At 64.1% G+C, this 26,569-nt stretch carries 19 protein-coding genes and 1 pseudogene; 11 read left to right on the top strand and 9 right to left on the bottom strand.

Features of this window, described 5'->3' with window-relative positions; translation table 11 throughout:
* From HMPREF1478_RS10670 to HMPREF1478_RS00970, 5 genes are all read right to left on the bottom strand, one after another.
* Positions 1-1,448 (bottom strand): putative T7SS-secreted protein (locus tag HMPREF1478_RS10670; protein ID WP_016460226.1); only part of this gene is annotated, 1,448 nt, incomplete at its 3' end.
* An 84-nt stretch (positions 1,449-1,532) separates the two neighbouring features.
* Positions 1,533-1,871, bottom strand: a complete 339-nt coding sequence (locus tag HMPREF1478_RS00985) for a hypothetical protein (protein WP_016460225.1) — start codon at positions 1,869-1,871, stop codon at positions 1,533-1,535.
* A gap of 12 nt (positions 1,872-1,883) precedes the next feature.
* Positions 1,884-2,183 carry a WXG100 family type VII secretion target gene (locus HMPREF1478_RS00980; RefSeq protein WP_016460224.1) on the bottom strand — a complete coding sequence of 100 codons (300 nt, stop codon included), beginning with the start codon at positions 2,181-2,183 and terminating at the stop codon, positions 1,884-1,886.
* 13 nt (positions 2,184-2,196) lie between these two features.
* Positions 2,197-2,577 carry a hypothetical protein gene (locus tag HMPREF1478_RS00975; RefSeq protein WP_016460223.1) on the bottom strand — a complete coding sequence of 127 codons (381 nt, stop codon included), beginning with the start codon at positions 2,575-2,577 and terminating at the stop codon, positions 2,197-2,199.
* A gap of 53 nt (positions 2,578-2,630) precedes the next feature.
* Positions 2,631-3,662 (bottom strand): cation diffusion facilitator family transporter, encoded by a 1,032-nt coding sequence (locus tag HMPREF1478_RS00970; protein ID WP_016460222.1) that lies wholly within the window; start codon positions 3,660-3,662, stop codon positions 2,631-2,633.
* Positions 3,663-3,862: 200 nt separating this feature from the next.
* On the opposite strand from HMPREF1478_RS00970, the gene HMPREF1478_RS00965 reads away from it, so the two are divergent.
* A complete protein-coding gene (locus HMPREF1478_RS00965) occupies positions 3,863-4,852 on the top strand; it encodes a malate dehydrogenase (RefSeq protein ID WP_009057671.1) in 990 nt (329 codons plus the stop codon).
* Between the two features lie 834 nt (positions 4,853-5,686).
* On the opposite strand, the gene HMPREF1478_RS10170 is transcribed toward HMPREF1478_RS00965, so the two are convergent.
* From HMPREF1478_RS10170 to HMPREF1478_RS10490, 3 genes are all read right to left on the bottom strand, one after another.
* Positions 5,687-5,947 carry a hypothetical protein gene (locus tag HMPREF1478_RS10170; RefSeq protein WP_016460221.1) on the bottom strand — a complete coding sequence of 87 codons (261 nt, stop codon included), beginning with the start codon at positions 5,945-5,947 and terminating at the stop codon, positions 5,687-5,689.
* A 163-nt stretch (positions 5,948-6,110) separates the two neighbouring features.
* Entirely contained in the window at positions 6,111-7,124 is a 1,014-nt protein-coding gene (locus HMPREF1478_RS00955) for an IS30 family transposase (protein WP_016460220.1), read from the bottom strand.
* 276 nt (positions 7,125-7,400) lie between these two features.
* Positions 7,401-9,023 carry a hypothetical protein gene (locus tag HMPREF1478_RS10490; RefSeq protein WP_016460219.1) on the bottom strand — a complete coding sequence of 541 codons (1,623 nt, stop codon included), beginning with the start codon at positions 9,021-9,023 and terminating at the stop codon, positions 7,401-7,403.
* 589 nt (positions 9,024-9,612) lie between these two features.
* On the opposite strand from HMPREF1478_RS10490, the pseudogene purU reads away from it, so the two are divergent.
* The 7 genes and pseudogenes from purU to HMPREF1478_RS00920 all read left to right on the top strand — a co-directional run bounded on the left by purU (position 9,613) and on the right by HMPREF1478_RS00920 (position 17,179).
* A pseudogene (gene purU / locus HMPREF1478_RS00950) lies at positions 9,613-10,466 on the top strand (formyltetrahydrofolate deformylase).
* Positions 10,467-10,735: 269 nt separating this feature from the next.
* On the top strand, positions 10,736-11,233 hold the full coding sequence (locus HMPREF1478_RS00945; protein WP_016460217.1) for an FAD synthase family protein: 498 nt from the start codon (positions 10,736-10,738) through the stop codon (positions 11,231-11,233).
* Entirely contained in the window at positions 11,230-12,024 is a 795-nt protein-coding gene (locus HMPREF1478_RS00940; protein WP_016460216.1) for a CDP-alcohol phosphatidyltransferase family protein, read from the top strand. Before HMPREF1478_RS00945 ends, HMPREF1478_RS00940 begins: the two co-directional genes overlap by 4 nt.
* Positions 12,017-12,925, top strand: coding sequence for a glycosyltransferase family 2 protein (locus HMPREF1478_RS00935; protein ID WP_016460215.1), 909 nt, complete (start codon positions 12,017-12,019; stop codon positions 12,923-12,925). Before HMPREF1478_RS00940 ends, HMPREF1478_RS00935 begins: the two co-directional genes overlap by 8 nt.
* A complete protein-coding gene (locus HMPREF1478_RS00930) occupies positions 12,922-14,325 on the top strand; it encodes a YveK family protein (protein ID WP_016460214.1) in 1,404 nt (467 codons plus the stop codon). The genes HMPREF1478_RS00935 and HMPREF1478_RS00930 overlap by 4 nt, the downstream gene beginning before the upstream one ends.
* Positions 14,322-15,665 carry a glycosyltransferase family 2 protein gene (locus tag HMPREF1478_RS00925; protein WP_016460213.1) on the top strand — a complete coding sequence of 448 codons (1,344 nt, stop codon included), beginning with the start codon at positions 14,322-14,324 and terminating at the stop codon, positions 15,663-15,665. Before HMPREF1478_RS00930 ends, HMPREF1478_RS00925 begins: the two co-directional genes overlap by 4 nt.
* Entirely contained in the window at positions 15,662-17,179 is a 1,518-nt protein-coding gene (locus HMPREF1478_RS00920; RefSeq protein ID WP_016460212.1) for an O-antigen ligase family protein, read from the top strand. The genes HMPREF1478_RS00925 and HMPREF1478_RS00920 overlap by 4 nt, the downstream gene beginning before the upstream one ends.
* Here HMPREF1478_RS00920 and HMPREF1478_RS00915 read toward each other — a convergent pair.
* Positions 17,100-17,750 carry a hypothetical protein gene (locus HMPREF1478_RS00915; RefSeq protein ID WP_016460211.1) on the bottom strand — a complete coding sequence of 217 codons (651 nt, stop codon included), beginning with the start codon at positions 17,748-17,750 and terminating at the stop codon, positions 17,100-17,102. The two genes, HMPREF1478_RS00920 and HMPREF1478_RS00915, sit on opposite strands and share 80 nt — an antisense overlap.
* A 59-nt stretch (positions 17,751-17,809) precedes the next feature.
* On the opposite strand from HMPREF1478_RS00915, the gene HMPREF1478_RS00910 reads away from it, so the two are divergent.
* The 3 genes from HMPREF1478_RS00910 (at position 17,810) to HMPREF1478_RS00900 (ending at position 26,566) form a co-directional block, all read left to right on the top strand.
* Positions 17,810-19,297 carry a flippase gene (locus HMPREF1478_RS00910; protein WP_016460210.1) on the top strand — a complete coding sequence of 496 codons (1,488 nt, stop codon included), beginning with the start codon at positions 17,810-17,812 and terminating at the stop codon, positions 19,295-19,297.
* Between the two features lie 116 nt (positions 19,298-19,413).
* On the top strand, positions 19,414-22,869 hold the full coding sequence (locus HMPREF1478_RS00905) for a fibrinogen-like YCDxxxxGGGW domain-containing protein (RefSeq protein WP_016460209.1): 3,456 nt from the start codon (positions 19,414-19,416) through the stop codon (positions 22,867-22,869).
* Positions 22,870-23,095: 226 nt separating this feature from the next.
* The gene (locus HMPREF1478_RS00900; RefSeq protein WP_016460208.1) at positions 23,096-26,566 is read left to right on the top strand and encodes a fibrinogen-like YCDxxxxGGGW domain-containing protein; all 3,471 of its coding nucleotides are present in this window, start codon (positions 23,096-23,098) and stop codon (positions 26,564-26,566) included.
* Positions 26,567-26,569 lie beyond the last annotated feature (3 nt).

Genomic DNA, 26,569 nt, shown 5'->3' with positions numbered 1-26,569 from the left:
CCGCCTGCGTGCGTGGCGTGGCTGGCGTTGCCTGCTGCGTCGGCGGCGTTGCCGCCTGCGTGCGTGGCGTGGCTGGCGCTACCAGCCGCATCGGCGGCACTGCTGACACCATGGGAACCACTACCTGCACCGTTCGCGGCATGGCTCGCACCGCTGGCGAAGCCACCGCCACCGGATGCGGCGTGTCCTGCACTGCTCGCACTGCTGGCGATACCGCCGCCGCCAGCAGCGGCGTGCGTGGCGTGGCTGGCGCTACCAGCCGCATCGGCTGCCCCGCCGACTGCGTGCGCGGCGTGGCTGGTATCCCCGAGGGCCCCACCAGACCTCGCTGCGCGGCCCACGTCACCGACCCCATCCAGGGCGCCAGCCATGCCGTTGGCGGCGTGACCCAGGTCGTGGGCGTGGTCGGCTGCTCCGGCCAGGTGCTTTGCGGTGTTCGCCAGCTCCGCGACGTCCGCCGCGGTATTCAAACCGTGGGCGCTGAGCTTACCGACCATGTTCTTGCCGAGCTTAGCCAACGAACGAATATCGTCGGGGTTAATCGGCAGGATCGCCTTAATGACCTCTTTGCCGATGCGAAGAGCGCGAGCCGTACCGGTCAGGGCCTTCTCACCGGCAGACACGCCAGCACTACCGCCCATGGTCACAACCGCCATGATCACGTCGGGCAGGAGGTGGCCAATGGCGCGCGCGGGATCATCGGTCCACGTATCCCAGTCCAACAGCGCCTTACCGACGCTCTTCATGAAACCGACGGGATCGTTCCACAGCGCCTTCGCCATGCCCACGATCGTTTCGGCGGGGATTTCGTAGTGCTTGATGACGTACTCATCCCAGGTCATGTCGCCCATGAGGATGCGGCCGAAGTCCACCCAAGCCTCGCCGCCGCCCAGCTTCCACAACAGCTTCGCCAGATCGACAACGGCCTCGACAGCGCCGACCACAACCGAAGTGAACGTGCGCTTGACCGAATCCCACCACGTGCGCTCGGGCAGCTTCGCGATACCCGCATTCAATGCGGTAATCAGCAGGTCGCCGGCTTCGTTGACCTGGTCGACCAGGGTCTGGAAATCAGCTTCTGCCGCGGCCATCTGCGAGCGGCCCGGACCCTCATCACACGAGGCATCAAACATGGGCGAGCCACCATCAGCGGCGGCCTGGCTGCGCGCATCAGCCTGATTATTCTGCGCCTGCTGGACCGCGTCACGGCCCTGCTTCCAACGCGAACGAATCCCATCACACTGGCTCTGCGCCGACGCCAGCGTCGACGCATACGAGGAGTAGGCCTCGGACGCCGAAGAAAAGGCCTCCTGGGCGTCCACCCAGCCCTTGATCTGCACCTTGAACTTCGAGCGGAAATGATCAGCCGCGCGGCCCTCCCACCCATCAGCACTGAGGGAAGACAGGCCAGAATGAATATTCCCGAACTCGTCGGCGCGAGCCATCATCACCGCGGCACGCGTCGAAATACCACCAGGATCTCCACCGATCTTAAAAACCGGTGCACCATGCGCAACAACACCCACGTCAGATCACGCCCCCGAACCAACGACGGGAGACTGCCCCAGCGCGTTCGCCGCCTGCTCAACCTTAGCCATGTGCTCTTTAGCCTTCTCCATGTACTCGCTATAAGCGCCCAAAGCGCCACTGACCGCACTGGAGGCAGCCTTGATCTCATCACGCAAGTCGTTCGTTCCCTTTTCCCACGTGTCCTGGAACGCGTCCGTGCGATCCCACACGTCAGGATTCTCCAGCATCCCCGAGTTGGGAACCCAGTCCTCCACGTCGTACTCCTTGGCCGCCTCCTCAAACGAGGACAATGACTGTACGAACGAGGACATGGCCTCCATGTCGACCTTGAAATCACTCACGATTGCCAATCCTTAACTGTCGATGCACGCAAACGCTTTAGACTCAGCGTGCTGACCCTCCGCCAGGATCTTCTCCATCGCATCAGCTGCCGCCGTCAGCAAATCCGCCAACTCTTCACCGCGCTTCTCCATGCGCTTAAGCGCCTCATCGCACGCCTTACGAGACTCGCCCGTCCAATCACCCACAGCGCTATGGACACCATCAGCGACGTCAGGAATGAAATCCTTCACCGTCGAAACCCGCTGACGGAACACCTGAGCCATCTGGTTGGCGCTAGCCTCCTCAAAGACCAGCATCGAATCGCTACTCATCAATAAACCTCCGTCACGACTCCGACTGGGCCAGCTGCATCAGGTCGTCGAACACGCTGCCACCCGACGAATCGCCGCCGCCCGACTCCGACCCAGAGCCCGCCTGGACCAACGACTGAATAATCTCTTCCTCAGTGGCAGAAAACGACTGCTCAACCGCAATCAGGGCCTCAGCCAAACGACCTAGGTCGTCAAACAAAACACTCAGGGAATCGCCCCATTTAGTCAGTGCATTACCCAACGGCTCCATATACGAGCCATTAATCCCCGCCGATGCTGACGTTACTTCATCACCGATGGTGCCCACTGCCTGAGCAAAAGGTTCAGCAGTAGCCTCAATACCCTGGGCAGCCTCAATCAGCTTGCCCGGAGTGAAACCTACATCTGCGCTCATGGTCACAACCTACAAATCCGCTGACCGACTGTCAAGCGGCGCCTGTGTGTTCGCTAGTGCTCCAGGTGTTCGTGTTCGCGGTGTTTTGCGCATTCGAGCTGGAATGTGGAGTGCGCGATGGGGAAGTGGTGGCATGCGCATTCGCCCAGCTGGTGGACGATGAGGTCGCGGCTGGGGCCGTCCGAGTCCTCAGAGACGGTGACGTGCGCGGTGACAGTCACCAGGTGCGAGGACACGGCGGCCACGTGCAGGTCGTGCACGTCGAGGACGCCGTCAACGTCCAGCATGTGGGCCCGCAGCTTGGTGATGTCCACGGTCGCGGGCGTCTGCTCCATGAGGATCGCGAGGGAGCGCCTCAGGAGGGAAAGCGCGCGCGGGGCCATGAGAACAGCGATCAGCAGCGACGCGATCGCGTCCGCGCGCGCCCACCCGAATGCCCACTCTGCGCCTGCCGCCAGGATCACCGCGAGGGATCCGAGCGCGTCGTTCGCGACCTCCAGGAATGCTGCCTTCATGTTCAGGTTCGCGTCGCGCCCGCCTGCCAGGATCGCCAGAGAGACGACGTTCGCGAGCAGGCCGATGACGCCGACGAGGAGCATCGGGCCAGCCTCGACCTTGGGCGGTGACGCCAGACGCCACGCGGCCTCCCACGCGACCATCACACTGATAATAAGGAGCATGCCGGCTTGCAGTGCGGCGGCCAGGACCTCGGAGCGCGCCCACCCCCACGTGTGCTTCTCGTCGCGTGGGCGACGCGTCAAGTGTGCCGCGACGAGGGCGACGACCAAGCCGGACGCGTCGACAACCATGTGTCCCGCGTCCGCCGCCAGCGACAAGGACCCAGACCAGAAGGCGCCGAGCAACTCCGCGATCACGACGGCCCCCGTCACCGCAAGCGCCCACCCCAAGCGCTGGGCTGAGGCCCCCGCGTGGGAATGATCGTGCGAGTGCCCTCCCTGCCCGCCGCCCGCAGAGTGCGCGTGATCGTGGGAGTGTGCCACGGCCTCGTCAATATGGGACGAGGCAGGGGCCGGGACCCGGGAGGAAGCGGGCTCATGTGGGGCAGTGGGGTTGCTGTCGGGCATACGCCCTACTCTACGGCGGGGCGGCATGAGCGGGGAGAACCTAACCCAACGTATATGTTGCAGATCACTGTTTGGCTGTCTCGTCTTGGGACTGGGTGCCCGGGTCGAACTGTGACCGACGACGTATCCTAGGGGCAGAGCGCGGAGAACACCGCGACTGAAGGGCACACGCCCACAGGAACTGTAAAGGAGCGCCAATCATGGCAGAACCTCGTATCGTCACCGTCACTGGCGCAGCCGGCAACATCGGCTACGCCCTCCTGTTCCGCATTGCTTCCGGCCAGCTGTTCGGCCCGGACGTGCCCGTCAAGCTGAACCTGCTGGAGATCCCCCAGGCCGTCAAGGCCGCCGAGGGCACCGCCATGGAGCTCGACGACTGCGCGTTCCCGACCCTGGCCGGCGTTGAGATCTTCGACGACGTGAACCGTGCGTTCCAGGGCACCAACGTTGCTTACCTGGTGGGCGCTATGCCGCGCCGCAAGGGCATGGAGCGCGCTGACCTGCTCGAGGCCAACGCGGGCATCTTCGGCCCCCAGGGCAAGGCCATCAACGACGGCGCCGCCGACGACGTGCGCGTCCTCGTCGTGGGCAACCCCGCGAACACCAACGCCACCATCGCCCAGAACGCTGCGCCGGACGTCCCCGCGTCGCGCTTCACTGCGATGATGCGCCTCGACCACAACCGTGCGATCGCGCAGCTGGCGCACAAGACCGGTGCCGCGAACGCCGACATCAAGGACGTCGTCGTGTGGGGTAACCACTCGGCCGACCAGTACCCGGACGTCTCCTTCGCGAAGGTCGCCGGCAAGCCCGCGACCGAGCTGGTGGACGAAGAGTGGCTGTCCAGCTACTACCGTCCCACCGTCGCCAAGCGTGGTGCGGCCATCATCGAGGCGCGCGGTGCCTCCTCGGCCGCCTCCGCTGCGAACGCCGCGATCGACCACATGTACTCCTGGATCCACGGCACCCCCGAGGGCGAGTGGGTCACCGCCGGCGTCATGTCCGACGGCACGCACTACGGCGTCCCCGCCGGCCTGAACTTCGGCTTCCCCGTCACCTCCGACGGTGGCGAGTGGCAGGTCGTCGACGGCCTCGAGATCTCCGACGCGACCCGCGCCGGAATCGACCACAACATCAAGGCCCTGCAGGAAGAGTACGACGCCGTCAAGGCGCTCGGCTTCATCAAGTGAGGCTACCGCCCTCGTGGCGGTTGGTGGGAAGGGCGCGCGCCCGGCTGATTGGCCGGGCGCGCGCCCGCGTGTATGCGGGGGGTTGTTGGGGGTTGTGGTCGCGGGGGCGGTGTGTGCCGTGTGCGTGCGGGGTTGTTGCTTGGGGCGGCCGTGGCTTGGGGATCGCGGGGTTCGTCGGCGAGTGTGGCGCGGCTGTGGTGCCTCGGTGGCGTGCGGCAGACCTACAGCATGGAGCGATTCACTTGATGCACTAGCAATGCGCTAGATAGCAAGGCATTGCACTGCTTACTACCCAGTGCAATGCTGCGCTAAGTGGTGCAACGCTACGTAGCAACAAGCCCATGCGTGGCGCGGCCTGCCCCATAGCTGCTCCAGCGAGATGCCAGCCGAGCCGTGCCGGGCAGCCCTGCACCAGTTAGGGAGCATTACACCAGTTAGGCACAAGCTTGATTGCGGCCTGATGCTCACGGCGCTTCGGTGAGAAGCATTGTGACTGGCCTCTGGCAGATGGTGTGGTGCGTAGTGCCGGACCTGTTGGCGGGGACCGAGCTGCCCCTTACGCGTATCCTCGCTTCCGCTTGTTGCCGAGGAGGCCGTGCACCCGATCAGTGAGCATTGCACCCGTTCTGATCGGGTGTAATGCCCACTGACCGGGTGTAATGCTCCATAACGGGTGCAGTCTTCATGAATATCGCACGTAATTCAAATAAGAGTCCTTCAGAATTTGAAATCAGAACGTTGAGATTCCGTGCTTTCTGGGGTATTGCAAATTTGTGGTGTCTAGGAATTACGTGCGAGATTGTTCGGTAGGTCAGTGTGGTCGAGGAGGTGGCACTAGTTGGCTGCTGCACCGGTGGAGCCGTCCTTGATCCAGTCGTAGGCGATGCGCTCCGTGCCGTTGGCAACGGTGATCGTGCCGCACTCTCGAAATCCAAAGGACTCGACCACGCGCCGCATCGGGGCATTGTCCTTGTGGGTGTTGCAGCGCAGGTAATCGGCATGCTTGGCTGAGTAGCTCAGGATCGATCGGCAGTCCCTTTCCTGCTCCCCGCTGTCACGCTGTGAATAACGTGGTCGGCGGTACTGCAGTGTCATGAGCCGTCGGCGATAGATTATACGATGTTCGCTCGGCATTGTGTGCACTAAGAATGAAAGAACTACCTCGTGTGCAAGGAGGATGATGAGCTCGAATTTGTTGTTTGAAGAGTGTCAAGGTGTCTGGGCGTGATGCTGATGCGTCGCTCGATGTTCGGCGGTGTCAATGGGTGGTAGCAATGAGTTCGTTGAATGCTTCTGTTGGGGTGCGGTAGCCGAGGGTGGCTCTGGGGCAGTTGTTGAGCTCGTAGGCGATGGCGTCGAGGTAGGGCTGGTGGCTGGTGATGGGGGTTCCTTTGGGCAGGTATCGGCGGATGAGCCGGTTGGTGTTTTCGTTGGTTCCTCTCTCCCAGGGGCTGTGGGGGTGAGCGAAAAACACGTCCACGCCTGTGTCGCGGGTCAGGCGCTGGTGGCGGGCCATTTCCCGGCCTTGGTCCCAGGTCAGTGTTCGCATCGCCCCATCAGGAAGGCCCTGGATGCGGCGGGTCAGCGCATCACAGACCTGGTCGGCTTTCCTACCCAGGGGCAGGGCCACGATGATCAGGTAGCGGGTGGTGCGCTCAACCAGGGTCGCACACGCGCTGGCCCCGTCTTGGCCGATGATCAGGTCGCCTTCCCAGTTGCCCGGGATTTTCCGATCAGCAATGTCGGGGCGCTCATCAATCAATCGCATCCCAACAATGGGGGGTTTGCGCCCGCCTGTGGGGGGTTTCTTGCGCATCCACCTGCGCGAGGGCAAGCATATACCGTGCTCGATGAGCGTCTTCTTGGGGTGGGCGTAGATCCACGTGTAGATAGCCTCGTGGCTAATCGTGTGGCCCTGGGCGTCGGGGGAAGTATCCATGGTGGGCAGTGTGCCACATGCTTCGGCGCGCAGGCGTCCGCTGATCTGGCGGGGCGTGTGCCCCTGAGACAAATCGGAGATCACGCGGCGGCGAAGAACCGAATTGCGATCCAACAGGCGCTTCTTGGGGCGGCGCCTGGCCGCGCGGGCTGCCTTGCTGGCCTCCTCGGCCCGATACGCCCCGTCAGGGCCCGCATGGCGGGCGATCTCACGGCACACCACCGACGGACTACGCCCAATCAAGCGAGCGATACGCGCCTGAGACAAACCCGCCTCCAGCCCTGCCATGATCGCCGCGCGGTCCTGGACACCAAGCATCCGACGACACCCCACAACCAGCCTCCCACAAGCATCACCGCTACACGAAAAATTGCTTACACCCTATGACACTGCCTTCGTATATACAGGGGGGGATTGTTTCCTGTCTAGTTTGACTAAAGCGGAAAATCGGCGCAATATCAGTACCAAGGGTTGTGAGAATGCAGTCCTAATCCAGTGACAGCTACCGCGTTCTCTGCGGGTGAGAGATCAGGCAACGTGTTGACGTGGTTATTCTTAAAGTCTATATATCAATTTGTCTCGGTCGCACAATTACTTTCTAGTCAAAAATTATACCTTTGGAGGTGCTCTGAAGATCGAATCCGAAAACAGGTCAATATCCTCGTGTCCCCCACCAGTTTTCCAGCGATGTGCAACGTTACCTGCGGATGTTTGTTCCAAGAAAAGGAATGGTTTCGGATTGTCTATGAGTATTTCGTGTTCAAGTGTGTGAAATTTCTCTGGTGTATTGTCTCTAGAAATACGATTGTTGTAGAATCTGATCAAGTTAGTAATGTTTGTATCCGTGTAATTTGTGATTGCAATCGGCATCTCGTCGTCTCCTGGGTAAATGACGTTGTGTCGTAGTTGTATTCTGTCGCTAGTGTGTGGTGTTCTTTTTAATATTCCATCTTTGTTCGATTGCTCCGCAAGGTCGATTTGAACGCGGCCTGTGATGCTGTTTTCTACAATCGAAATGTGGGAATGAATGTATGTGGCATCTACTGTGATATCTGCTAGTTGGCAATCGGAAATGTATAAGTTTTGTCCAATTGCCTTCTCTTCGGTACTTTCGTTATAAGATGTGTAGATCTGGAGCGGTGTGCAGGTTTTGGCTTTCCTTGCCTCCGCTGTGAACTTGCACCTTGATAAGGATATTGTGGGTTCTGCGGGCCAATTTGCATAGCTCTCTAGCGTAATGCTGAACGTCCCTGAATTGTGAATAAACGTAGTGTCAAGGTATCTGCTAATTGGTGCAAATAGTGGAAGTGACTTAATTCCAATTGTGGAATTGTTTCGCGTAACGAGTTCGTTCATGAAATATGCTCGTTCCCATATAAGTTTCGGGATGTTCGCGTTGTTAAGTTCGAATTTACCCAAGAATTTTGACTGGCTAAGATCTATTGTGGCATGTGTAGTGAGGTTCGTGATGTATACCGGGGTGTGTACTACGCACGACGTGATGTTGATGGATTCTCTTGACCAATCTGCGTATGGTGATTCATCTCCAGGAAGCTCTATGCGCGTCAATATCGTCTCGAAAATTGCCTCCTGAATCTGTGCGCGTTCACTTATAGTTCCTTCGCCATTACGGTCTATTCCTTCGTGGCGGAGTTGGAGGCATAGAGTGTCGATGATGTGCCGCTGAAGTTGTTGTTGTTCTGTCTTGTTTAGCTGTTCGCTTTGCGCGGCTTTATCGGCAAGTTCTGCAAGTAGTGCGACTGCTCCGAGGCGGAGTCCGGGATTCTCTGATCCGAGGAGCTGGTAAATCTGTTCGCGACGCTTCCAGTATTCGTCTCGCTCGATTTGTTCGAGGCGTCGAGTTTCCTCGAGGCCGCGTTGTTCTTCGCGTTCCGCGCGCGCTTGAGCGGCTGCTCGCTCTCGATCGAGCTTGTCGTCGTCTCGAACTGCGTTGTCGTGGCTTCTCTGTTGCCAGGCCGAGAATGCGAGGCCTGCGCCAGTAATCGTCATGCAGAGTTTCATTGCTTTGGATGACGGCCAATGAGGTTGGCCTCCCCATAAGATCGCGAAGGTGAGACTCGGGGCAAATAGAATGAATGCTACGAGGAGTGGACTCCACCACTTCATCAGCCAGCCGGGCATGGATGTCAGGCGCGCGGGCTCGCGCTTCTTCTTGTCCGTATTGCTAGCTGCCTCGGTGCTGTCCGTGTGCTCATCGTCGGCGGGGACCATGGTGGCTCCTTTGCTCTGGTTCACTGCTTCGCATCGTAGCAGCCTGTCCAGGGAGTTGGTTCCCGTGATGGAAGCAAGGGTAACTTGGGTGTCAAGCAAACATTTTGGCCGGTTCCCGGTGTCGCAGTTCAACAGTGTGGAGTGCGATAGTAGGGCCCGATAGGTGGCGCCGTGGGCCCATTAGGTGGAGAGTTAACCCGCTTGGTGGCAGTGTTGGCGGCGCGCCCAGGCCGCCACCTAAGGGGTTAACGTGCGCATTGAGGGGTTAAGGGCGCCACCTGGAGGGTTAAGGCGCCACCTAGTGGGGCGTCGTGCCAGCCATTGTGTCGGTTGGCCTAGTTTGGGGCTGGCTCGGGCCTGTAGCCACAGGTATTTGGGTGAGAGGGCGGATGTTTCATTCGTGAAACGCGCGTGAAACCAGCGAGGCTGGCCCTGGCGGCTCGTGAAACGTGCGTGAAACCGTGGCGCTGCCCGCCCATCCAGCAACCCCGGCCGCAACACGACAACCCCACCCCGCAACCCCGTGGCATCGCCCGCAAACCCTGCCCCTACCTCGTTCGTGGGTATGAACCTGGCTAGACTGGCCCCTATGACTGAAAACGCGCAGCTTGTTGTGACCCTGTCCTGCCCGGACCGCCCCGGCATCGTGCACGCCGTCACGGGTGTGATCGGCGAGTCCGGCGGCAACGTCATCCAGTCCCAGCAGTTCGGCGACCCCGACACGGGCACCTTCTTTATGCGCGTCGAGGTCGACTCGCCGCAGGGTCGCGCCCCGATCGACGAGGGGCTCGCCCGCGTCGCCGAAGACTTCAGCGCCACCTACCGCGTCGACGACCTGGGCCGCAAGCTGCGCACCATCATCATGGTCTCCCGCGAGGGACACTGCCTCACTGACCTCCTGTACCGCCAGCAGACGCAGGGCCTGCCCATTGACGTCATCGCGGTCGTCGGCAATCACCCGGACCTGGCGCCCGTCGCGCAGTTCTACGGCGTCCCCTTCCTCAATATCCCCGTCACGAAGGATACGAAGGCCCAGGCGGAGCGCCAGCTCCTCGACCTCATCGCCTCCGAAAACGTGGAGCTCGTTGTCCTGGCCCGCTACATGCAGATCCTCTCCGACGAGGTGTGCCGCGCCATGCAGGGCCGCGTCATCAACATCCACCACTCGTTCCTGCCCTCTTTCAAGGGCGCGCGCCCCTACACGCAGGCTCACGATCGCGGCGTCAAGCTGATCGGCGCGACCGCCCACTACGTGACCGCCGACCTGGATGAGGGGCCGATCATCGAGCAGGACGTCACTCGCGTCTCGCACGCCGATTCGACGCCGGACATGGTGCGCTCGGCCAGGACGTGGAGCGTCGCGTCCTCGCGCAGGCTGTCCGCTTCCATGCGGAGCGTCGCGTCCTCATGAACGGCAACCGAACGGTCGTCTTCTCCCGCTGACGGCCTCGCAAGAACGTCCCGACGAGGCCGGGGCTCGGCAGGTGCGCGGGCTGAGCCTGACCACCCGCCTGCCGCCTGGATCGCGTGACACCTCGCTGGCGTGTCGCGCCTGTAACAAGAGAACGTGCGGCCATCTGGTCATATTTGTGCGACAAATCGGGCTCGGATGGCCTGTCTTGTCACTTGGTGGGGAACGCTCAGACGTGATCTTTCGGTCATTTAGCGGGTAAGTGTCGCATTGACCGCCTGATAAATGGCACACTTATTACGTGGACGAAACGACTCAGCATCGCACCCCCATCACCGGCTACGTGCCCGGGGGTTTTGACATGTTCCATCAGGGACACCTCAACATCCTGCGCGCCGCGCGTGAGCGCTGCGATCGCCTTGTCGTCGGCGTGACCTCGGACGAGGCTCTCATCCGCATGAAGGGCCGCGCCCCCGTCATCCCGCTCAAGGAACGTTGCGACCTCGTGTCGTCGCTGCGTTTCGTGGACGCGGTTGTCGTTGACCTGGACCAGGACAAGCGCCTCGCTTGGCGTCTCCAGCCTTTCGACGTCCTCTTCAAGGGTGACGACTGGAAGGACACTCCGAAGGGTGCCCAGCTTGAGGCCGAAATGGCCGAGGTGGGCGCGCGCGTCGTCTACCTGCCGTACACGCCGTCGACGTCGTCGACGAAGCTGCGCCGCTTCATCGCGCCCGAGGACTTCTCTGATGAGGCCCCGGCGCAGGATGCGGACAAGGCGCCGGAAGGAGAGCAGCAGTGAGTCTGCCCGTCGTGCTTGAGCCGGGTTCCTCCTGGGGGACTCGATTTAGTGCGTATCGAAGCGCGCTTGCCGCCGCCCAGAAGCCGGGGGCTGGCGTTCCCGCGTACATGCGCTGGGTCAACCGCGGTGCGGCGCGGGTCGTGGCCGCGGCCTGCGCAGCCTTCGGCTGGACCCCGAACTTCGTCAGCTTCATTTCCGTGTGCTTCTCGACGCTGGGCCTCATCGTCCTCGTCGCGCTTGAACCCGCGTGGTGGACGGGCCTCATCGTGGGCACAGCCCTCGCGGTCGGCTTCATGTTCGATTCTGCGGACGGCCAAGTCTCGCGTGTGACGGGTGCGTCATCGAAGACGGGGGAGTGGGTGGATCACGTCGCCGACGCGTTCCGTTCCCCGGCAATCCACTTCTGCACCGCCGCTGCGGTCATGGTCTACCGCCCCGAGTCGTGGTGGCTGGCCATCGTCGCGCTCGTTTACGGCTGGGTGACGTCGGGCCAGTTCATGAGCCAGATCCTCGCCGAGCAGTTCGTGCGCGCGGCGGGTCGCAAGCAGACGCGCGGCGGGAACCTGCGTTCCTTCGTGCTGCTGCCCACCGACCCGGGCGTGCTGTGCTGGTCCTTCGTACTGTGGGGTGTCGGCGTGCCTTTCATGGTGCTCTACACCTTCCTCGCCGTTATCGCGGTCGCGCACTCGTCGATCTCGTTGCGTCGCCGCTTCCGCGACCTGCGCGCCCTGGACGCGGCCGCCAAGCAAGAGGCCAAGCAGGGAGCCAAGCAGGGGGAGTCCCGTGCCTGAGCTGTCCGTCCTGCTGCCCGCGCGTAACGCGGCGGGCACGATCACGCGCGCCGTGGCCTCGACGCTGGCGGCGATGCCGCGTGACGCGGAGCTGGTCGTCGGCAACGACTCGTCGTCTGATTCGACGGTCGGCGAGGCCATCCGCGGCGCGTCGCGTGGGGGAGTGGTCGATCCGCGCCTGCGCATTGAGGACATCACGCCGGGCGAGGGAGGCGTGTCCCGCGTCCTCACTCAGCTCATGGAGCGCACCGACTCGCGCCTCGTGGGCCGCATGGACGCCGACGACGTGTCCCTCAAGGGTCGCTTCAAGCGCACAATGCGCGCCATCGAGCGCGGTGACGACATGGTCTTCACGCAGATGATCGAGCTGCGCGGCTCCCGCCCGGTTCCGCGCCTGCCCTACGAGATCACGCCCGAGGACATGGGCTGGCACCTGCTGCTCACCAACCCCGTGTGCCACCCGACCATGCTGGCCACGCGCGAGATCATGGACCGTGTGGGCGGCTACCGCTCGGTCCCCGCCGAGGACTACGACCTGTGGATGCGCGTCGCCTCCGCAGGCGGTCGCATCCGCCGCATCGCGCCTTGGGGTCTGCTCTACCGCATCCACCCGGGCCAGGTCACCGGGAACGCGTCGTGGCGCTCGGATTCGTGGAAGAATCCTGAGCAGGCCCAGGCTTTCGCCGACCTGTCGCGGTCCCTGACGGGCCAGGAGCTGCCGCGCCTGGTCTCGCTCGTTTCGCTTCCTCGCGAGGAGGCCGAGCGTGAGCTCGACCGATTCGTGCAGGTCTACACTCAGGGGGTCGCGTCTCGACCCGCATCGTCTCGCCGCGCTCTCGAGCGCCGGCTCAATGCGCGCGCCGTGTGGGTGCGCTCTCACCTCCAAGGAGAACAGTCATGATCCTGACCCCTCCGCCTTCGGGCGGCCAGCAGATCCTTCGTCACGCGCTGGCTCGTCGCTGGGCCTCGATCGTTGCGGGGACCGTGGTCGGCCTGGTCGTGGGTGTCGCCGCAGCGTTTGCCGCGCCCGTGTCGCACTCGGCGACCGTGTCGATGACCGTGACGTCTCCGTCCCCGACGCCGGCCCCCGTCGTGCGCGCCTCCCTGTCGAACACGACGGACATGGTGACCGAGCAGGGGATCGCGAAGTCCGCTGCCGTCCTCGACGCCGCGGCGGAGCAGCTCGGTGGCGGCCTGACCGCTGCCGACCTGCGTTCCAACGTGGAGGTCTCGGGCGACACGAACGGTACGATCGTCAAGATCGAGTACGTGGCCCCCACGCGTGAGCAGGCCATCGCGGCCGCCGACGCGATTTCTGCCGCCTATCTGAAGGAGCGCACCGCCCTCGTCGAGCAGCGCGCCGACGAGATGGCCGAGGGCGTGAACGAGCAGATCAAGGCCCTGGAGTCCGAGCTTGCAGGCCTGACACCCACGGTCGACGAGGACGGCAACGCGAAGGACAACCCGCGCGCCGCCGAGATCACGACCGAGCTGACGAAGCTCGCGAAGGAAGCCGAACAGCTCGCTCCCTACCACGCCACCGCCGGCCGCGTGATTACCTCCGCCGAGGCCTCGGCCGACGAGGTGTCGCCCTCCAAGGGCCGCCTGATCCTCATCACGACCGTCGTCGGCGTCTTCGCTGGCCTGGTCCTGGTTCTCATCCGCGAGACCCGCTCGCGTTCCCTGGCCTCGCCCACGCAGCTCGCGGACCTGACGGCCCTGCCCGTGTGGAGCGCCGAGGAGGGCACGCCCGAGCCGTGGCTCGCCCCCACTCGTATGCTCGCCATGGCAATCGACCGCGACCACTGGGTCGACCTGATCGTCGACGCCTCTGACCCGCAGGCGCGTGACCTGCACCGCGTTCTGTCGGCCTCGCTGGCTGAGACCCGCGTGCCCGCGCCGCGCCTCATCGACATCAAGCAGCCGCTGGCCTCCCTGCTGGACGAGGTACGCCCCTCCCGCCACGTCCTCGTCGCCGTGCGCAAGGGCCACGACCTCAAGGAACTGCACGCCCTCCTCGACGAGCTCGCCATTATCAACCGCGAGGTGAACGGCATGATCTACCTGGGCGACCAGGTGGTTGCGTCCGCCGCCTCCGCTCCCGCGGCTCCCGCCCGCTCCGCTGAGGTCATCGTCCCCACGGACGAGGCCGAGGCTGCCGACCAGGCTCCGGCTGAGGAAGCCGCCGACTCCGAGAAGGCATCCGCGAAGTCCGCTCCGACAAAGGAAACGGAAGACACCGCCGAGTCCAAGAAGTCGGGCAGCAAGGGCACGACTTCCTCGAAGAAGGGCAAGAAATGAGCGCCGAGGAGACCACCGTGGTCGACGCAAAGGCGGCCTCCATCTGGCACGTTGACCGCACGGCGCGCGTCTCCCAGCTGATTTCGGGCGACCCGTCGGATCCGCGAGCGCTCGTGCTCGTGCGCGATAACGGTCGCAACTCCGCGTTCGTCGAGATTGACGGAACGGACCACCCAGAGACCGATCCGCGTGTGCTCGAGGTCGAGCCGGCCCCTGCGCGCGGCTGGGAAGAGGGCGCTGGCGCAGACGTGGACGCGACTGTCGTCATGTGCACGGTCGGCTCCTGCGACATGCTCGAGGACGCTGTGCGCGCCATCCTCGCGCAGGATCATCAGCGTTTCACGCTCGTCGTCGTCGATAACGCGCCGGAGACGGGCCTGACCCGCGAGAAGCTCGCGGGCATCGAGGACACGCGCCTGACCATCGTGTCGGCGTCGCGTCCGGGGCTGTCGCGTGCCCGTAACCGCGGTGTGCTCGCTGCTCGCGGTGAGGTCATCGTCTTCACGGACGACGACGCGATCGTCGACCCGCATTGGCTGACCGCCATGATCGACCCGTTCACGGCCTCGCCGTACGTGGCCGCGACGACGGGTATCGCCCTGCCGCTGGAGCAGCGTTACGCGCCCCAGCGGTGGTTTGAGTCGCGCGGCGGCTTCCCCAAGGACATGTCCCCGCGCGTGTGGTGCGTCGGCGATATTCCCGAGGGCCTGGAGGCTCTGGGTGAGAAGGGTGACGGCGGCCCGCTGTTCCCGATTACGACCGCCCGCGTGGGCGCGGGCGTGTGCATGGCGATGCGCCGCGACGTCCTCATGGAGGTTGGCCCCTTCGACCCGGCTCTGGGGGCTGGCACCTCGACGCGCGGCGGCGAGGACCTCGACATGTTCGCGCGCATCCTGGCCACGGGCGACGTCATCGTCCACACGCCCGACGCGCTCGTGCACCATCGTCACCGCGTCGACGAGGCCGGTCTCGACAAGCAGATTCGAGGCAACGGCTCCGGTATGGCTGCTCTCCTGACGAAGGCAATTATCGCGAAGCCCTCCGTGCTCGGTACCCTGGCAACACGCGTGCCCGGCATCCTCAACCGCGTCAAGCCTGGAGGCGCCCGCGTCGCCGGCACCGATGAGGACGTGCCCGGCTCGCTCACCACCTCCGAGATCAAGGGTTTCCTCGAGGGCCCCTTCCTGTACCTGTCCTCGCGCAACCGCAACAAGCTCGGTGCCCCGCGCCAAGCCCAGCAGGCGAGCGCGCAGGGCAGCGCATCCCCGTCGAGTAGCGCTGAGGAGGCCCAGGCCTCGTCCGCGACCGAGACGACCGGCGAAGGGAACGGACACGCGTGAGCCCGCGTCGAGGACTCTGGGCCAAACCCGCCCCCGCCCGCATCGGGCCGCTGAGAGAGGACGCGCAGGACCTACCTGCGTGGCCCTTCGTCGTGGCCTATTCGGCGTATTTTCTGTGGTGGGTGCTCGGCTCCGGTGACCTGATGTGGCCGCTGTTCGCGACCGTCATGCTCGTGTTCATGATCGGTCGACACGGCCTGCGTTTCCCGCCCGGGTCCATCCTGTGGGTGTTCTTCCTGGCGTGGGTGCTGGCCTCGATGACGATGCTGGATACGGGCGGGCGCGTCATCGGCGCGTTCTACCGTTTCTTGCTGGAGCTGTCGCCCGGTGTCTTTGCGGTCTACGCGTTTAATGCGCGCAAGTCCCTGAGCGTGCGCACGATCGTGGGCGCGATGTGGGGCTTCCTGGCCTCGACCACCATCGGCGGATTCATCGCCATGGCGGCTCCGACGCTGCGCTTCAAGACGCTCATGTACTACCTGGTGCCGCGCGCCCTGCACTCCAACGACTTCGTCAAAGAGTTCACGAAGCGCGCGACCACCCAGTGGAACCCGTCGTCCTGGATCCTGTCCGACCCGCGTCCGTCCGCCCCCTTCATCTATTCGAACACGTATGGCAACGTCTATTCGCTGATCTTCCCGCTCGCGCTCGTCTTCGCGTACGTGCTGTGGCGCGAGCGCTCCAAGTGGCGTTTCATCGTGGCCGCCGTGTGTGCTCTCTCGGTCATCCCGGCGGCGGCGACGCTCAACCGCGGCATGTACATCGGTCTCATCGTCATCGTCGTGTGGGTGGGTTTCCAGCGCCTGCGAGCGGGTGCCTGGCGTACCGTCCTGGGCATTATCGCGGCGATCGCCGTGGGCGTGGGCGCGTGGCTGGCGACCCCGGCCTCGCAGTCGCTCCTCGAGCGCGTCGCGGCCTCGTCCTCGACGGAGGACCGCGCCTCCAACTACCTGGAGACCCTGTACGAGCTCCAGCAGTCCCCGCTCCTGGGCTTCGGCGCCCCGCGCCCCTCAGCCTCGCCGTGGCTGCCCTCCCTGGGCACGCAGGGCCAGTTCTGGACGGTCATCTTCTCCTACGGCCTGGTCGGCCTGGCCCTGTTCCTCGCGTTCTTCCTGCGCATGTTCCCGCGCATCTGGCGCGCCACGGACGTGTACGGCTCAATCCTGGGCGGCATCATCCTGGCGACCCTGGTGGAGCAGTTCTACTACGGCATGAACACGGGCCTGATGATCTCCGTCGTGGCGGTCGCGCTCCTGTCGCGTCACCTGGAGGAGGAAAGCGACCCGATCAAGCGCGCCCAGGCCGAGCGTGAGGGCGTCGCGAGCACCGGCGGCGTCGCGGGAACCGTCCGCGCCGAGCGCGCCGTGCGTATGGGGCAATGGACAAGCCCCGCCGCGAACGACGGGGCTTTTGCCACTGCGATGCTTGAGCGACTCAACAAGTCGGGTCGTCGGGGAACGAGAAACCGGACAGCTTCCAGGTCTCACCGTCCTTCACAAACTGAAAATAGGTGAGGGCGCGGGTCATGGTCGTGTCGTCCGTCAGCGCAGTGCCCGCGTCGTTGAGGACGCGAACGTTAGAGGAGTCGACGCACGCCGAGACCGTAATGTTGCCCGCCCCGTCATCGCTGATGATGTGGACGTCCTCAAGGGTCGGCGTGCCCGTGGCGTGGGTGCCGTCCCTGGTCCACTCGAGGGCCTGCGCGTCGAACTCCTCCAGCGCGGAAGCGGTGAGCACGGAGGACAGGTCGGTGGCGCGCGCCTGCTCGGGGTCCGCGTACGCGTCCCACAGGGTGTTCATGACGAAGCTGGTCTGCCCGGCGGCCTCAGAATCCGTGGCCAGCGAGCCGGACGCGTTGGCCGGGCCTCCCGACTGCGGGGCGATGGTCTTGGGAACGGACTGCGGAATGTCTGACTGCGTATCGTCGAGGCTCTGCGTGCCGGACGCAGCGGATGCCGCCGCGTCGGTGTCGGACGAACCCGTCAGGCGCACAAAGCCGACGATGACGAGCGCGATGATCAGCGCGATGGCGGCTGCCAGCAGAATCTTCTTGCGAGCAGAGGAGAGCGAGTTGATGAAGTCCATGTCTATCCCATCGGTAGGTTATAGAGAAAGGCTACCGCGTGGTAGCGGGAAGGTTAATCATGAGTGAGGCAAATCAAGCCAGGCGTTCCCTCGCGCGCGGGGGCATCGTCGGCTTCGTCGGAGCGGCCGCCTCGGCGGTCCTAGGCTTCGCATTCACGATCATCCTCTCGCGCATGCTTGGCGCGCAGGGCGCGGGCATCGTCACCCAGGCGACAGGCGTCTTCGCGATCGTCATGGCTCTGGCCAAGGTGGGCCTCGACTCCACCGCCATCTACCTGATGCCTCGCCTCTCCCTGGACGCACCCGAGGAGATCCGCGCGACCCTGTCCTTCATGGCCTCCATGACGGTGGGCGTGTCCACCGTGTGCGTCCTCATTCTCGAGGCCGTGGCTCCCTTGATCTGGAACGCTGACGTCGCCGCATCCACCCGAGCGGTGCTCTGGTTCGTGCCGATCGGCGCCCTCACCCTGGTTGCCTCCGCCGCCCTGCGGGCACTGGGCAACATGCGCGAGTACGTCCTCGTCCAAAACCTGCTCCTGCCCGGCCTGCGCCCGCTCCTCGTCGCGCTCGCTGCCGCGTTCACCGGGTCCCTGGCCTTCGTGTCGGTCGCGTGGGCGCTGCCCTTCGTCGTTGTCCTGGTGGCCTCGTGGTGGCTCCTGCTGCGCCACATGCCCTCGGCCGCGGACTCCGTGGGGCGCTGGCCGAGTGCGCGCCGCCGCCGCCAGGTCATCTCCTTTGCTCTGCCTCGAACCCTCACCGCCGGCCTCGAGCAGGCGCTGCAATGGCTGGACGTCCTCCTCGTCGGCCTCCTCGCGGGGGACGCGGCCTCGGGTATCTACGGCGGCGCGATCCGCTTCATCCAGGCAGGTATGGTCGTCGACACGGCCCTGCGCGTCGTCGTCTCCCCGCAGTTCTCTAAGCTCCTCCACCAGGGCAAGACCAAGGAACTGCGCGACCTGTACAGCACCGCCTCGATCTGGCTCGTCCTGTTCGCCGCCCCCATCTACGCGCTCATGGCGATCTACGCGCCCGCGCTCATGCGCATCCTCGGCGACGGCTTCGCCCCCGGTGCGAACGTCCTCGTCGTGCTGTGCATCGGCTCCATCGTCACTTTCATGGCGGGAAATATTCACTCACTGCTCATCATGAGCGGCCGCTCGGGGTGGGCGGCAATCAACAAGGTCGTGGTCCTCACGCTCAACGTTGTGGGTAACATCATCTTTATTCCTCGTGGAGGAATGGTGGCTGCGGCCATCGTGTGGGCCGTGTGCATGGTGCTTGACGCGGCCATGGCAACCGTTCAGGTCTCGCGTTTTATCGGTGTGACACCCAAATTGTCGGAAGTGGTCAAGCCTATCCTCGTCGTGGGCGTGTCCGCAGTGATTCCGGGCGGGTGTATAGCGTGGTGGCTCGGGCGCGATTCCTTCGTTGCGACCGTCGTGGGTTCTGCCCTCTCAATCCTCGCTTTTGCTTGTGTTTGCTGGGTGTTCAGGGATCGTCTCCACCTCTCGGGACTTGGGTCCCTAGCGAGGAGTCGTCGGGGCTGAAAATGGGGTGCGTGATGCACCTGTGAAAGTCGGTCTTGACCAACCGGTTGATCTAACAGGGATTGTTGTGTAATTATTTATGCAACAAGTTCTCGTTATCTCCGAAAGGTCGTGTCATGGCTTCCGCACTTTCACGCCTTGCAATCCTTGCAACCACGCCGATTGTCGCCTGTGCTTCCCTTGCTATTGCTCCGATGGCACAGGCTGTTGGTGCAGGTCAAGCGAATTCTGCACCCGGTCAGGCTGCCGTTCATGATGGTCTGAGCGCTGCCACCGCCGCAGCGTCGTGCTGGGATATTAAACAGCGGAATCCCGAGGCAACGGACGGAGCCTACTGGCTCCAGACTCCCGCGATGGATCGCCCCGAACAGTTCTTTTGTGACCAGACGACAGACGGTGGCGGTTGGGTCATGGTCGGCCGCGGCCGCGAAGGATGGGAATCCTGGAGCGGCGGCAAGGGTGATCCCGCGAAGCTGACCTCCCGCTCGCGTACCCCGGGCGACTTCGATGTCGTTCAGCTGTCCAACAAGGCCATCACCGAGCTGCTCAACAACGAGCCGGTTAAGGACCAGGCTGACGGCGTGCGCGTCATGCGTTCCTGGAGTGCCTCGGGCCGCTCCTACCAGACGGTCGACCTGCAGTTCCCGAAGATGACGGACTTCGTGTGGCCCTTCAAGATGGCCCAACCGATCAACATTCAGCTTGATAAGGGTGGCTGGCGCTCCGGCGTCATGTGGAGCCAGACCGGCTACGACAATGAGTGGAACGGCCTGCAGACCTACCCGAGCGCCCGCACGACGGGCTGGCTGATGGGGTGGGGCTATGGCGCCCAAGCCTCTAACTGGGGCGGCGACGTTTCCTCCGCCAACTCCTATTTCCGCAAGTCCGGCCTGACGGTCTTCCCCTACGCCGAGGTCTACGTGCGTCCGCACATCTCCTCGGACTCGTCCTCCTTCACACGCATCCCCGACGAGGGTATGAGTGGCTCCACCGTCTCTGGAGCGGTCTCCAACTTCGCCGCGAAGACCTCGTGGGGCGTGAGCGGTAACCTCAACGGTTCCGTGAAGGAAGGCAGCATCCAGGTGCAGGCGCTCGCTCAGGTCGGTTCCACCATGTACGTGGGCGGCAACTTCACCGGCGTCAAGCAGGGTGACAAGGGTGCGGAGATCTCCTCGCGTGGCCTCGCCGCCTTCGACGTGAACACCGGTAACTTCACCGGTCAGACCTTCGACTTTAACGCCCAGGTCAAGGCCCTCCTGGCTCTGCCCGATGGTCGACTCCTCGTCGGCGGCGACTTCACCCGCGTCAACGGCGAGACCCACGTTGGTACCGTCGTCATCAACCCCTCGACCGGCCAGATCGACCCCTCCTGGGACCTGCAGATCGTCAACGCGCTGCGCGGCGGCGCCGTCAGCGTGCGTGCATTGACCTACTACGACGGCAACGTCTACATGGGAGGTGCCTTCACGCACCTGACCGGAGGCGGCAACTCTAAGGTCTACGCCCGCAACGCCGGACGCGTCTCCCTGAGCGGACGCCCCGATCGCTCGTGGAACCCCGAGATCAGCGGCTCCGTCCAGGCAGTCGGCGTCTCCGAGGCCAACAGCGCCTTCTACGCGGGCGGCCACTTCACCACCGCGCACGGCAACCAGCGCGCCTGGTACGCGGCCAAGTTCTCCACGCAGGCCGGTGCCGCCCTGGATGCGGGCTTCTCCTTCGAGCCCTCGGCTCCCTCCGCGGGCAAGTACCAGCAGACCATCTCCACGGCGGGTGACCGCGTGTACATTGGCGGATCCGAGCACTCCCTGTTCGGATACGACGCCGCCAGCAACCAGCGCCTCTCCGGCGCCATGATGTTCAGCAACGGCGGTGACCTGCAGGCCAGCACCGTCTCCGCGAAGGGCGTCATCTACGGTTCCTGCCACTGCTCGGATGCGACCTACCAGGACATGTACACCTGGTCCATGAACATGTCCTGGTCTCGCGTCGACGAGATCAAGTGGGTCGGCGCCTGGGATGCTGCCACCGGCCAAAGCCTCAAGTGGACTCCCTTCGAGCTGTCCTCGCGCCGCAAGACCGGCGCCTGGGCCCTGACCACTGACAGCAACGGCAACCTGTGGGTGGGCGGAGACTTCATCCTCTCCCACACCGACGCGACGCACACTCAGTGGAACGGCGGCTTCGCCCGCTACGACAACCGCGACAACGTCGCCCCCGAGGCGCCGACCCTGCTGCGCTCCTCCGCAGCCACCGCCTCGACCGTGACCCTCGCCTGGGAAGGTGTCTCGGACGCCGTCTCCTACGAGGTCCTGCGCGACGATCGTCCGATCGCCACCTCCGACACCACCAGCGTCGAGGTGCCGCGCGGCGGCGAGAACCGCTTCTTCGTGCGCGCCGTGGACGCCGAGGGCAACCGCTCCGCGACCACCCCGGTCTACACGGCACCGGCCTACGGCCAGGTCGATCCGGCCAACCCCATCCTCCTCGAGGCGGGCGCCACCTGGAGCTACCGCGCCGAAGCCAGCGCCGCGCCCGAGAACTGGGCCCAGGCCTCGTTCGACGACTCCGCGTGGCCGACCGGCGCAGCACCCCTGGGCTACGGCGATGCCGCGATCGCCACCCAGATCGCCGCCAAGGGTTCGCGCCCCGTGACGACCTACTACCGTTCGCACTTCCAGGTGGCCGACGCGAACGCCCTCAAGGGTGTCACCGTCAAGTACCTGGCCGATGATGGCGCCGTCGTCTACATCAACGGCGTCGAGGTGGACCGCACCCGCATGGGCTCCGGCACGGTCAGCTACGCGACCCGAGCCGACGCCGCGCCCAACTACGCCGCGGCCTCCGCTTCGCTCTCCGAGGTCTTCGTCCCCGCCTCCGCGCTCACGGCCGGCGACAACGTCATCGCAGTGGAAACGCACGTCAACTACCTGCGTACGCCGACCGTGTCCATGCAGGCCTCCATCGTCCGCGTGGACAGCACCCCGGAGAACAACAGCTCTATTCCCTCCGACCACAACACTGAGTCCGACGATGCGACGAAGCCGATCAACGCGGCCACCGTCAAGTCCGGCACGGTCATCGACACCGGCGCCGAGTGGAACTACTGGACCTCCACGAACGAGCCGTCCTCCGACTGGGCCACCACCGGCTCGCTCGCGAGCTGGAACCGCGGCTCCGGCCCGATCGGCTGGGGAGACTCCGGCGCAGCGACCGCCCTCGACATTGCGAAGAAGGACCGCGCGGTCACCTACTACTTCGCATGCGACATCGACCTGGGAACGATCAGCGCGAACACCTCCCTGACCGTGAAGGTTCGCGCGGATGATGGCGTCGTCCTGCGAGTCAATGGCAAGGTCGTCGACACGAAACGTATGACCAATGGAAACATTACTCACACGACGTACGCGAACGCAGCCGTGAGTGCCGCCAAGGCATCCTCCGACCTGCTTGAGGTCACCATCCCCGCAAACCTCTTGACGAACGGGGTGAACCGCATCGGTGTCGAGGAACATCTCAACTACAAGGGAACGCCCTCGATGACCTTCGACCTGAACGCAACTCTTGTCAAATAACGGAAAACCGTGCTTCTTCGCGTGTGTTCGCGAGAAGTTGGAGCTGCTGACGACGCATCTTGACAACTCGTGAATCAGGCTGACAAGTGGAGCCCCTGCCGTGATGGCAGGGGCTCCCTTGTATGTGGTCAAGCACTCCCGTTTTGCGCTAACCAAGTGGTTGAGCGGGGGCGATTAACGTGACACTATAGAAGTAACCATTTACGCAATACCTGTGAGGACCCCCATGAGCTTTATGCGCCGTTGCTTGGCGCTCGGACTGGCATCAGTGACCGGTCTGAGCGTGCTTGCATTTTCTCCGGCTGCCAACGCAGCCGCCGACCCGCTTCACGACGGTCTGAGCGAGGCCACGGCAGCGGCCTCGTGCTGGGAAATCAAGCAGAATGACCCCCGTTCGAAGGATGGAACCTACTGGCTGCAAACGCCCACCATGGACGCGCCCGGTCAGTTCTTCTGCGACCAGACCACTGATGGCGGCGGCTGGGTCATGATTGGTCGCGGCCGCGAAGGCTGGGAGACCTGGAGCCAGGGTAAGGGCGACCAGGAGAAGCTCAAGACCCGCCCGCGTACGGCCGGCGACTTCGACGTCGTCCAGGCCTCGCACGAAACCGTCAACGGCCTGCTCGGCGGCACCGCGGTCTCTGACCTCGATGACGGCATCATGGTCCAGCGCGCCTGGAACCACAGGGGCACCGCCTACCAGACGGTGCGCATGCGCTACCCGAAGATGCGCGACTTCATCTGGCCGTTCAAGAGCGCCCACCCTGTGGACGTCAAGTTCAACCGCGAATGGTGGGTGAACGGTGGCATCGTCTGGGCCGGTTTCGGCACCAACACCGGCTGGGGATACGTCAACCTGACCGCCTCCGCGCAGAACAAGTACACGATGGGCTGGGGCTACGGTCCGGCCGCGGTCTCGTGGTACGACACGTCTTCCTCGACGTCGTACTTCCACCGCAACGGCTCGATCATCAACCCCTACGCCGAGGCCTACATCCGCCCGCAGCTGCGCTCCAACGACTCCGGGTTCAAAGCGATCGGTGACGGCGGCGTCGCAGCGGAAAAGCAGAAGGCGTCCGCCTCCGAGTTTGCTACCCCCATGTCCTGGGGCGTGACCGGTAACCTCAATGGTTCCGTCCAGGAGGGCAACATCCAGGTCCAGGCATTCGAGCAGATCGGCTCGACCATGTACGTCGGCGGTAATTTCACCGGCGTCAAAAAGGGCAAGAACGGCCAGGAAATCGCCTCGAGTGGCCTCGCCGGATTCGACGCGACGACGGGGGAGTGGAACGGTCAGACGTTCTCCTTCAACAACCAGGTGAAGGACCTTGCAGAGCTGCCCAGCGGCAAGCTGCTCGTGGCCGGTGACTTCACGAAGGTCAACGGTGAAACCCACGTCGGCACGGTCCTCATCGATCCCGCGACCGGCCAGATCGATCCGTCGTGGACCCTCCAGGCGCGCACGGGAACCAACGGCGGCCGCGTCTCGGTGAAGTCCATCAAGATCATCAACGACCACATCTACCTGGGCGGCATCTTCACCCACTTTAAGGGCAACGGCTCATCCTGGACCTACACCCGCAACGGCGCCCGCCTCGACATCAATGGCACACCCGACCGCACCTGGAACCCCGAGTTCAATGGCTCCGTCATCGATATTGACGTTGACGAGAACGAGGCCTACTACTACGCGGCCGGCTACTTCACGCGCGCCCACAACCAGGTTGTTGAAAACGCGGGCCGAGTCTCCACTGCCGCTGGTGCTGCGCTGGACTCGTCCTGGACCTTCCAGCACTCCTTCCTGATCGGCAAGTACCAGCAGACCGTTACCGCGCGCAATGGCCGCGTGTACTTCGGCGGTTCACAGCACTCGCTCTTCGGATACAACTCTGACTCGATGACCCGCACCTCGGGTTCCATCACCATGCAAAACGGCGGCGATATCCAGGCGAGCACCCGCTCCGCCACGGGCGTTGTTTACGCCTCCTGCCACTGCTCCGACTTCGCCTTCCAGGACGCCTACCACTACCTGTCGCTGGGCACCTCCTGGACGCGTGCCGACGAAATCCAGTGGGTCGGCGGATGGGACGAGGCCACCGGCCGCCAGATCGGCTGGACCCCCTACCGCCTCGGTTCCCTGCGCTCCACCGGTGCGTGGGCACTCGAAATGGGTGACGACGGCGCGCTGTGGGCAGGCGGCGACTTCAACTACTCCTACACGTCGCTCACCTCGGGACAGTGGTCCGGCGGCTTCGTGCGTATGCCCGCGCGCAACGCCACCGCACCCGCCGTGCCCGCCAACCTGCGCGCATCGAACGGCAACTCCCAGCAGGTGACCCTCAAGTGGTCGAGCGTTCCCGGAGCGGTCTCCTACGAGATCCTGCGTGATGACCGCACGGTCGCCACCACGACGGACACCAGCGCGAGCGTCCCGCTCGGCGGCAACAACCGCTTCTTCGTGCGCGCGGTCGCCGCCGACGGCCTGCGCGGCGCAACCACGCACGTCTACGTGGTCGACTCCAACGGTAAGCCCGCGCAGCCCGACGACTCCTCGCTGCTCGTGGACGAGGATGACACCTGGGCGTACCACTGGTCGAGCGAGCCGGTTGCCGACAACTGGGCCCAGACCTCGTACGATGATTCCTCCTGGAGCCGAGGCGCCAGCCCGATCGGCTACGGCGGTCCCGGCCTCAACACGACGCTGACCCCGGGCGCGGCCAAGACCCGCCCCATCACCACCTACGCACGCGTGAACTTCACGGTCGCCGACCCCACCGCCATCGGTGGTGTCAACGTGGCCGTGACGGCCGACGATGGTGCCGTCGTGTACGTCAACGGCACTGAGGTCGTCCGCCAGCGTATGGCCGACGGAACTGTCGACGCGTCCACCTTCGCGTCCTCCTCCGTCTCGACGCCCGCGGCGCGAGCCGACCGACAGCTCGTCTTCGTTCCCGCGTCCTCCCTGGTCGCCGGCGCGAACACGCTCGCCGTCGAAACGCACCTCAACTACCGCTCCAGCTCGTCGATGACCATCGATGGCACGGTCAAGGTCGTCGCCAAGGGTGACGAGCCCGCGCCCGCTCCGGCCCCCGACCCGGAGCCGGATCCGCAGCCCGAGCCGCAGCCCGACCCGCCGCTCGTCCCCGACCCGGACAAGCCTCTCGAGGTCCTTGACGTGTCTGCGCTTAACTTCGGACCCTTCCTGTACTCGGGCATGTACTGGAACTACTGGAACTCCAAGGAAGCACCGGATCCGGCGTGGAATTCCACTGCCGACCTGTCCTCGTGGAAGCACGGCGCCAGCCCGCTCGGCTGGGGCGACCGCGACGCAGGCACGCCCTTCGACCTGCCCGCCAAGGACCGAGCCATCACGAACTACTTCGTCCGTGACGTTAACTTCGGTACCCTCAGCGCTGATTTCGAGGTCACTCTCAACGTTCGCGTTGACGATGGTGCAGTTATCTACGTCAACGGTACCGAGATTCAGCGAGTCAACATGCCCGAGGGTACCATCGACGCCAACACGCGAGCTTCCTCCAACGTGGGGCTGGCCAAGGCGAAGGATAACCTCGTGCGTATCACTGTCCCGCGCAAGGTCCTCAAGGACGGTGTCAACCGCATCGCCGTCGAGGAGCACGCCAACTACTCGGGCGCCGCATCCGTCACCTTCGACATGAAAGCAACCCTGCTGAGGTGAACC

Origin of the sequence: Actinomyces sp. HPA0247 (assembly GCA_000411415.1) — a bacterium.
Lineage (GTDB): Bacteria > Actinomycetota > Actinomycetes > Actinomycetales > Actinomycetaceae > Pauljensenia.
This window is presented reverse-complemented; position numbering and strand designations above follow the sequence as displayed.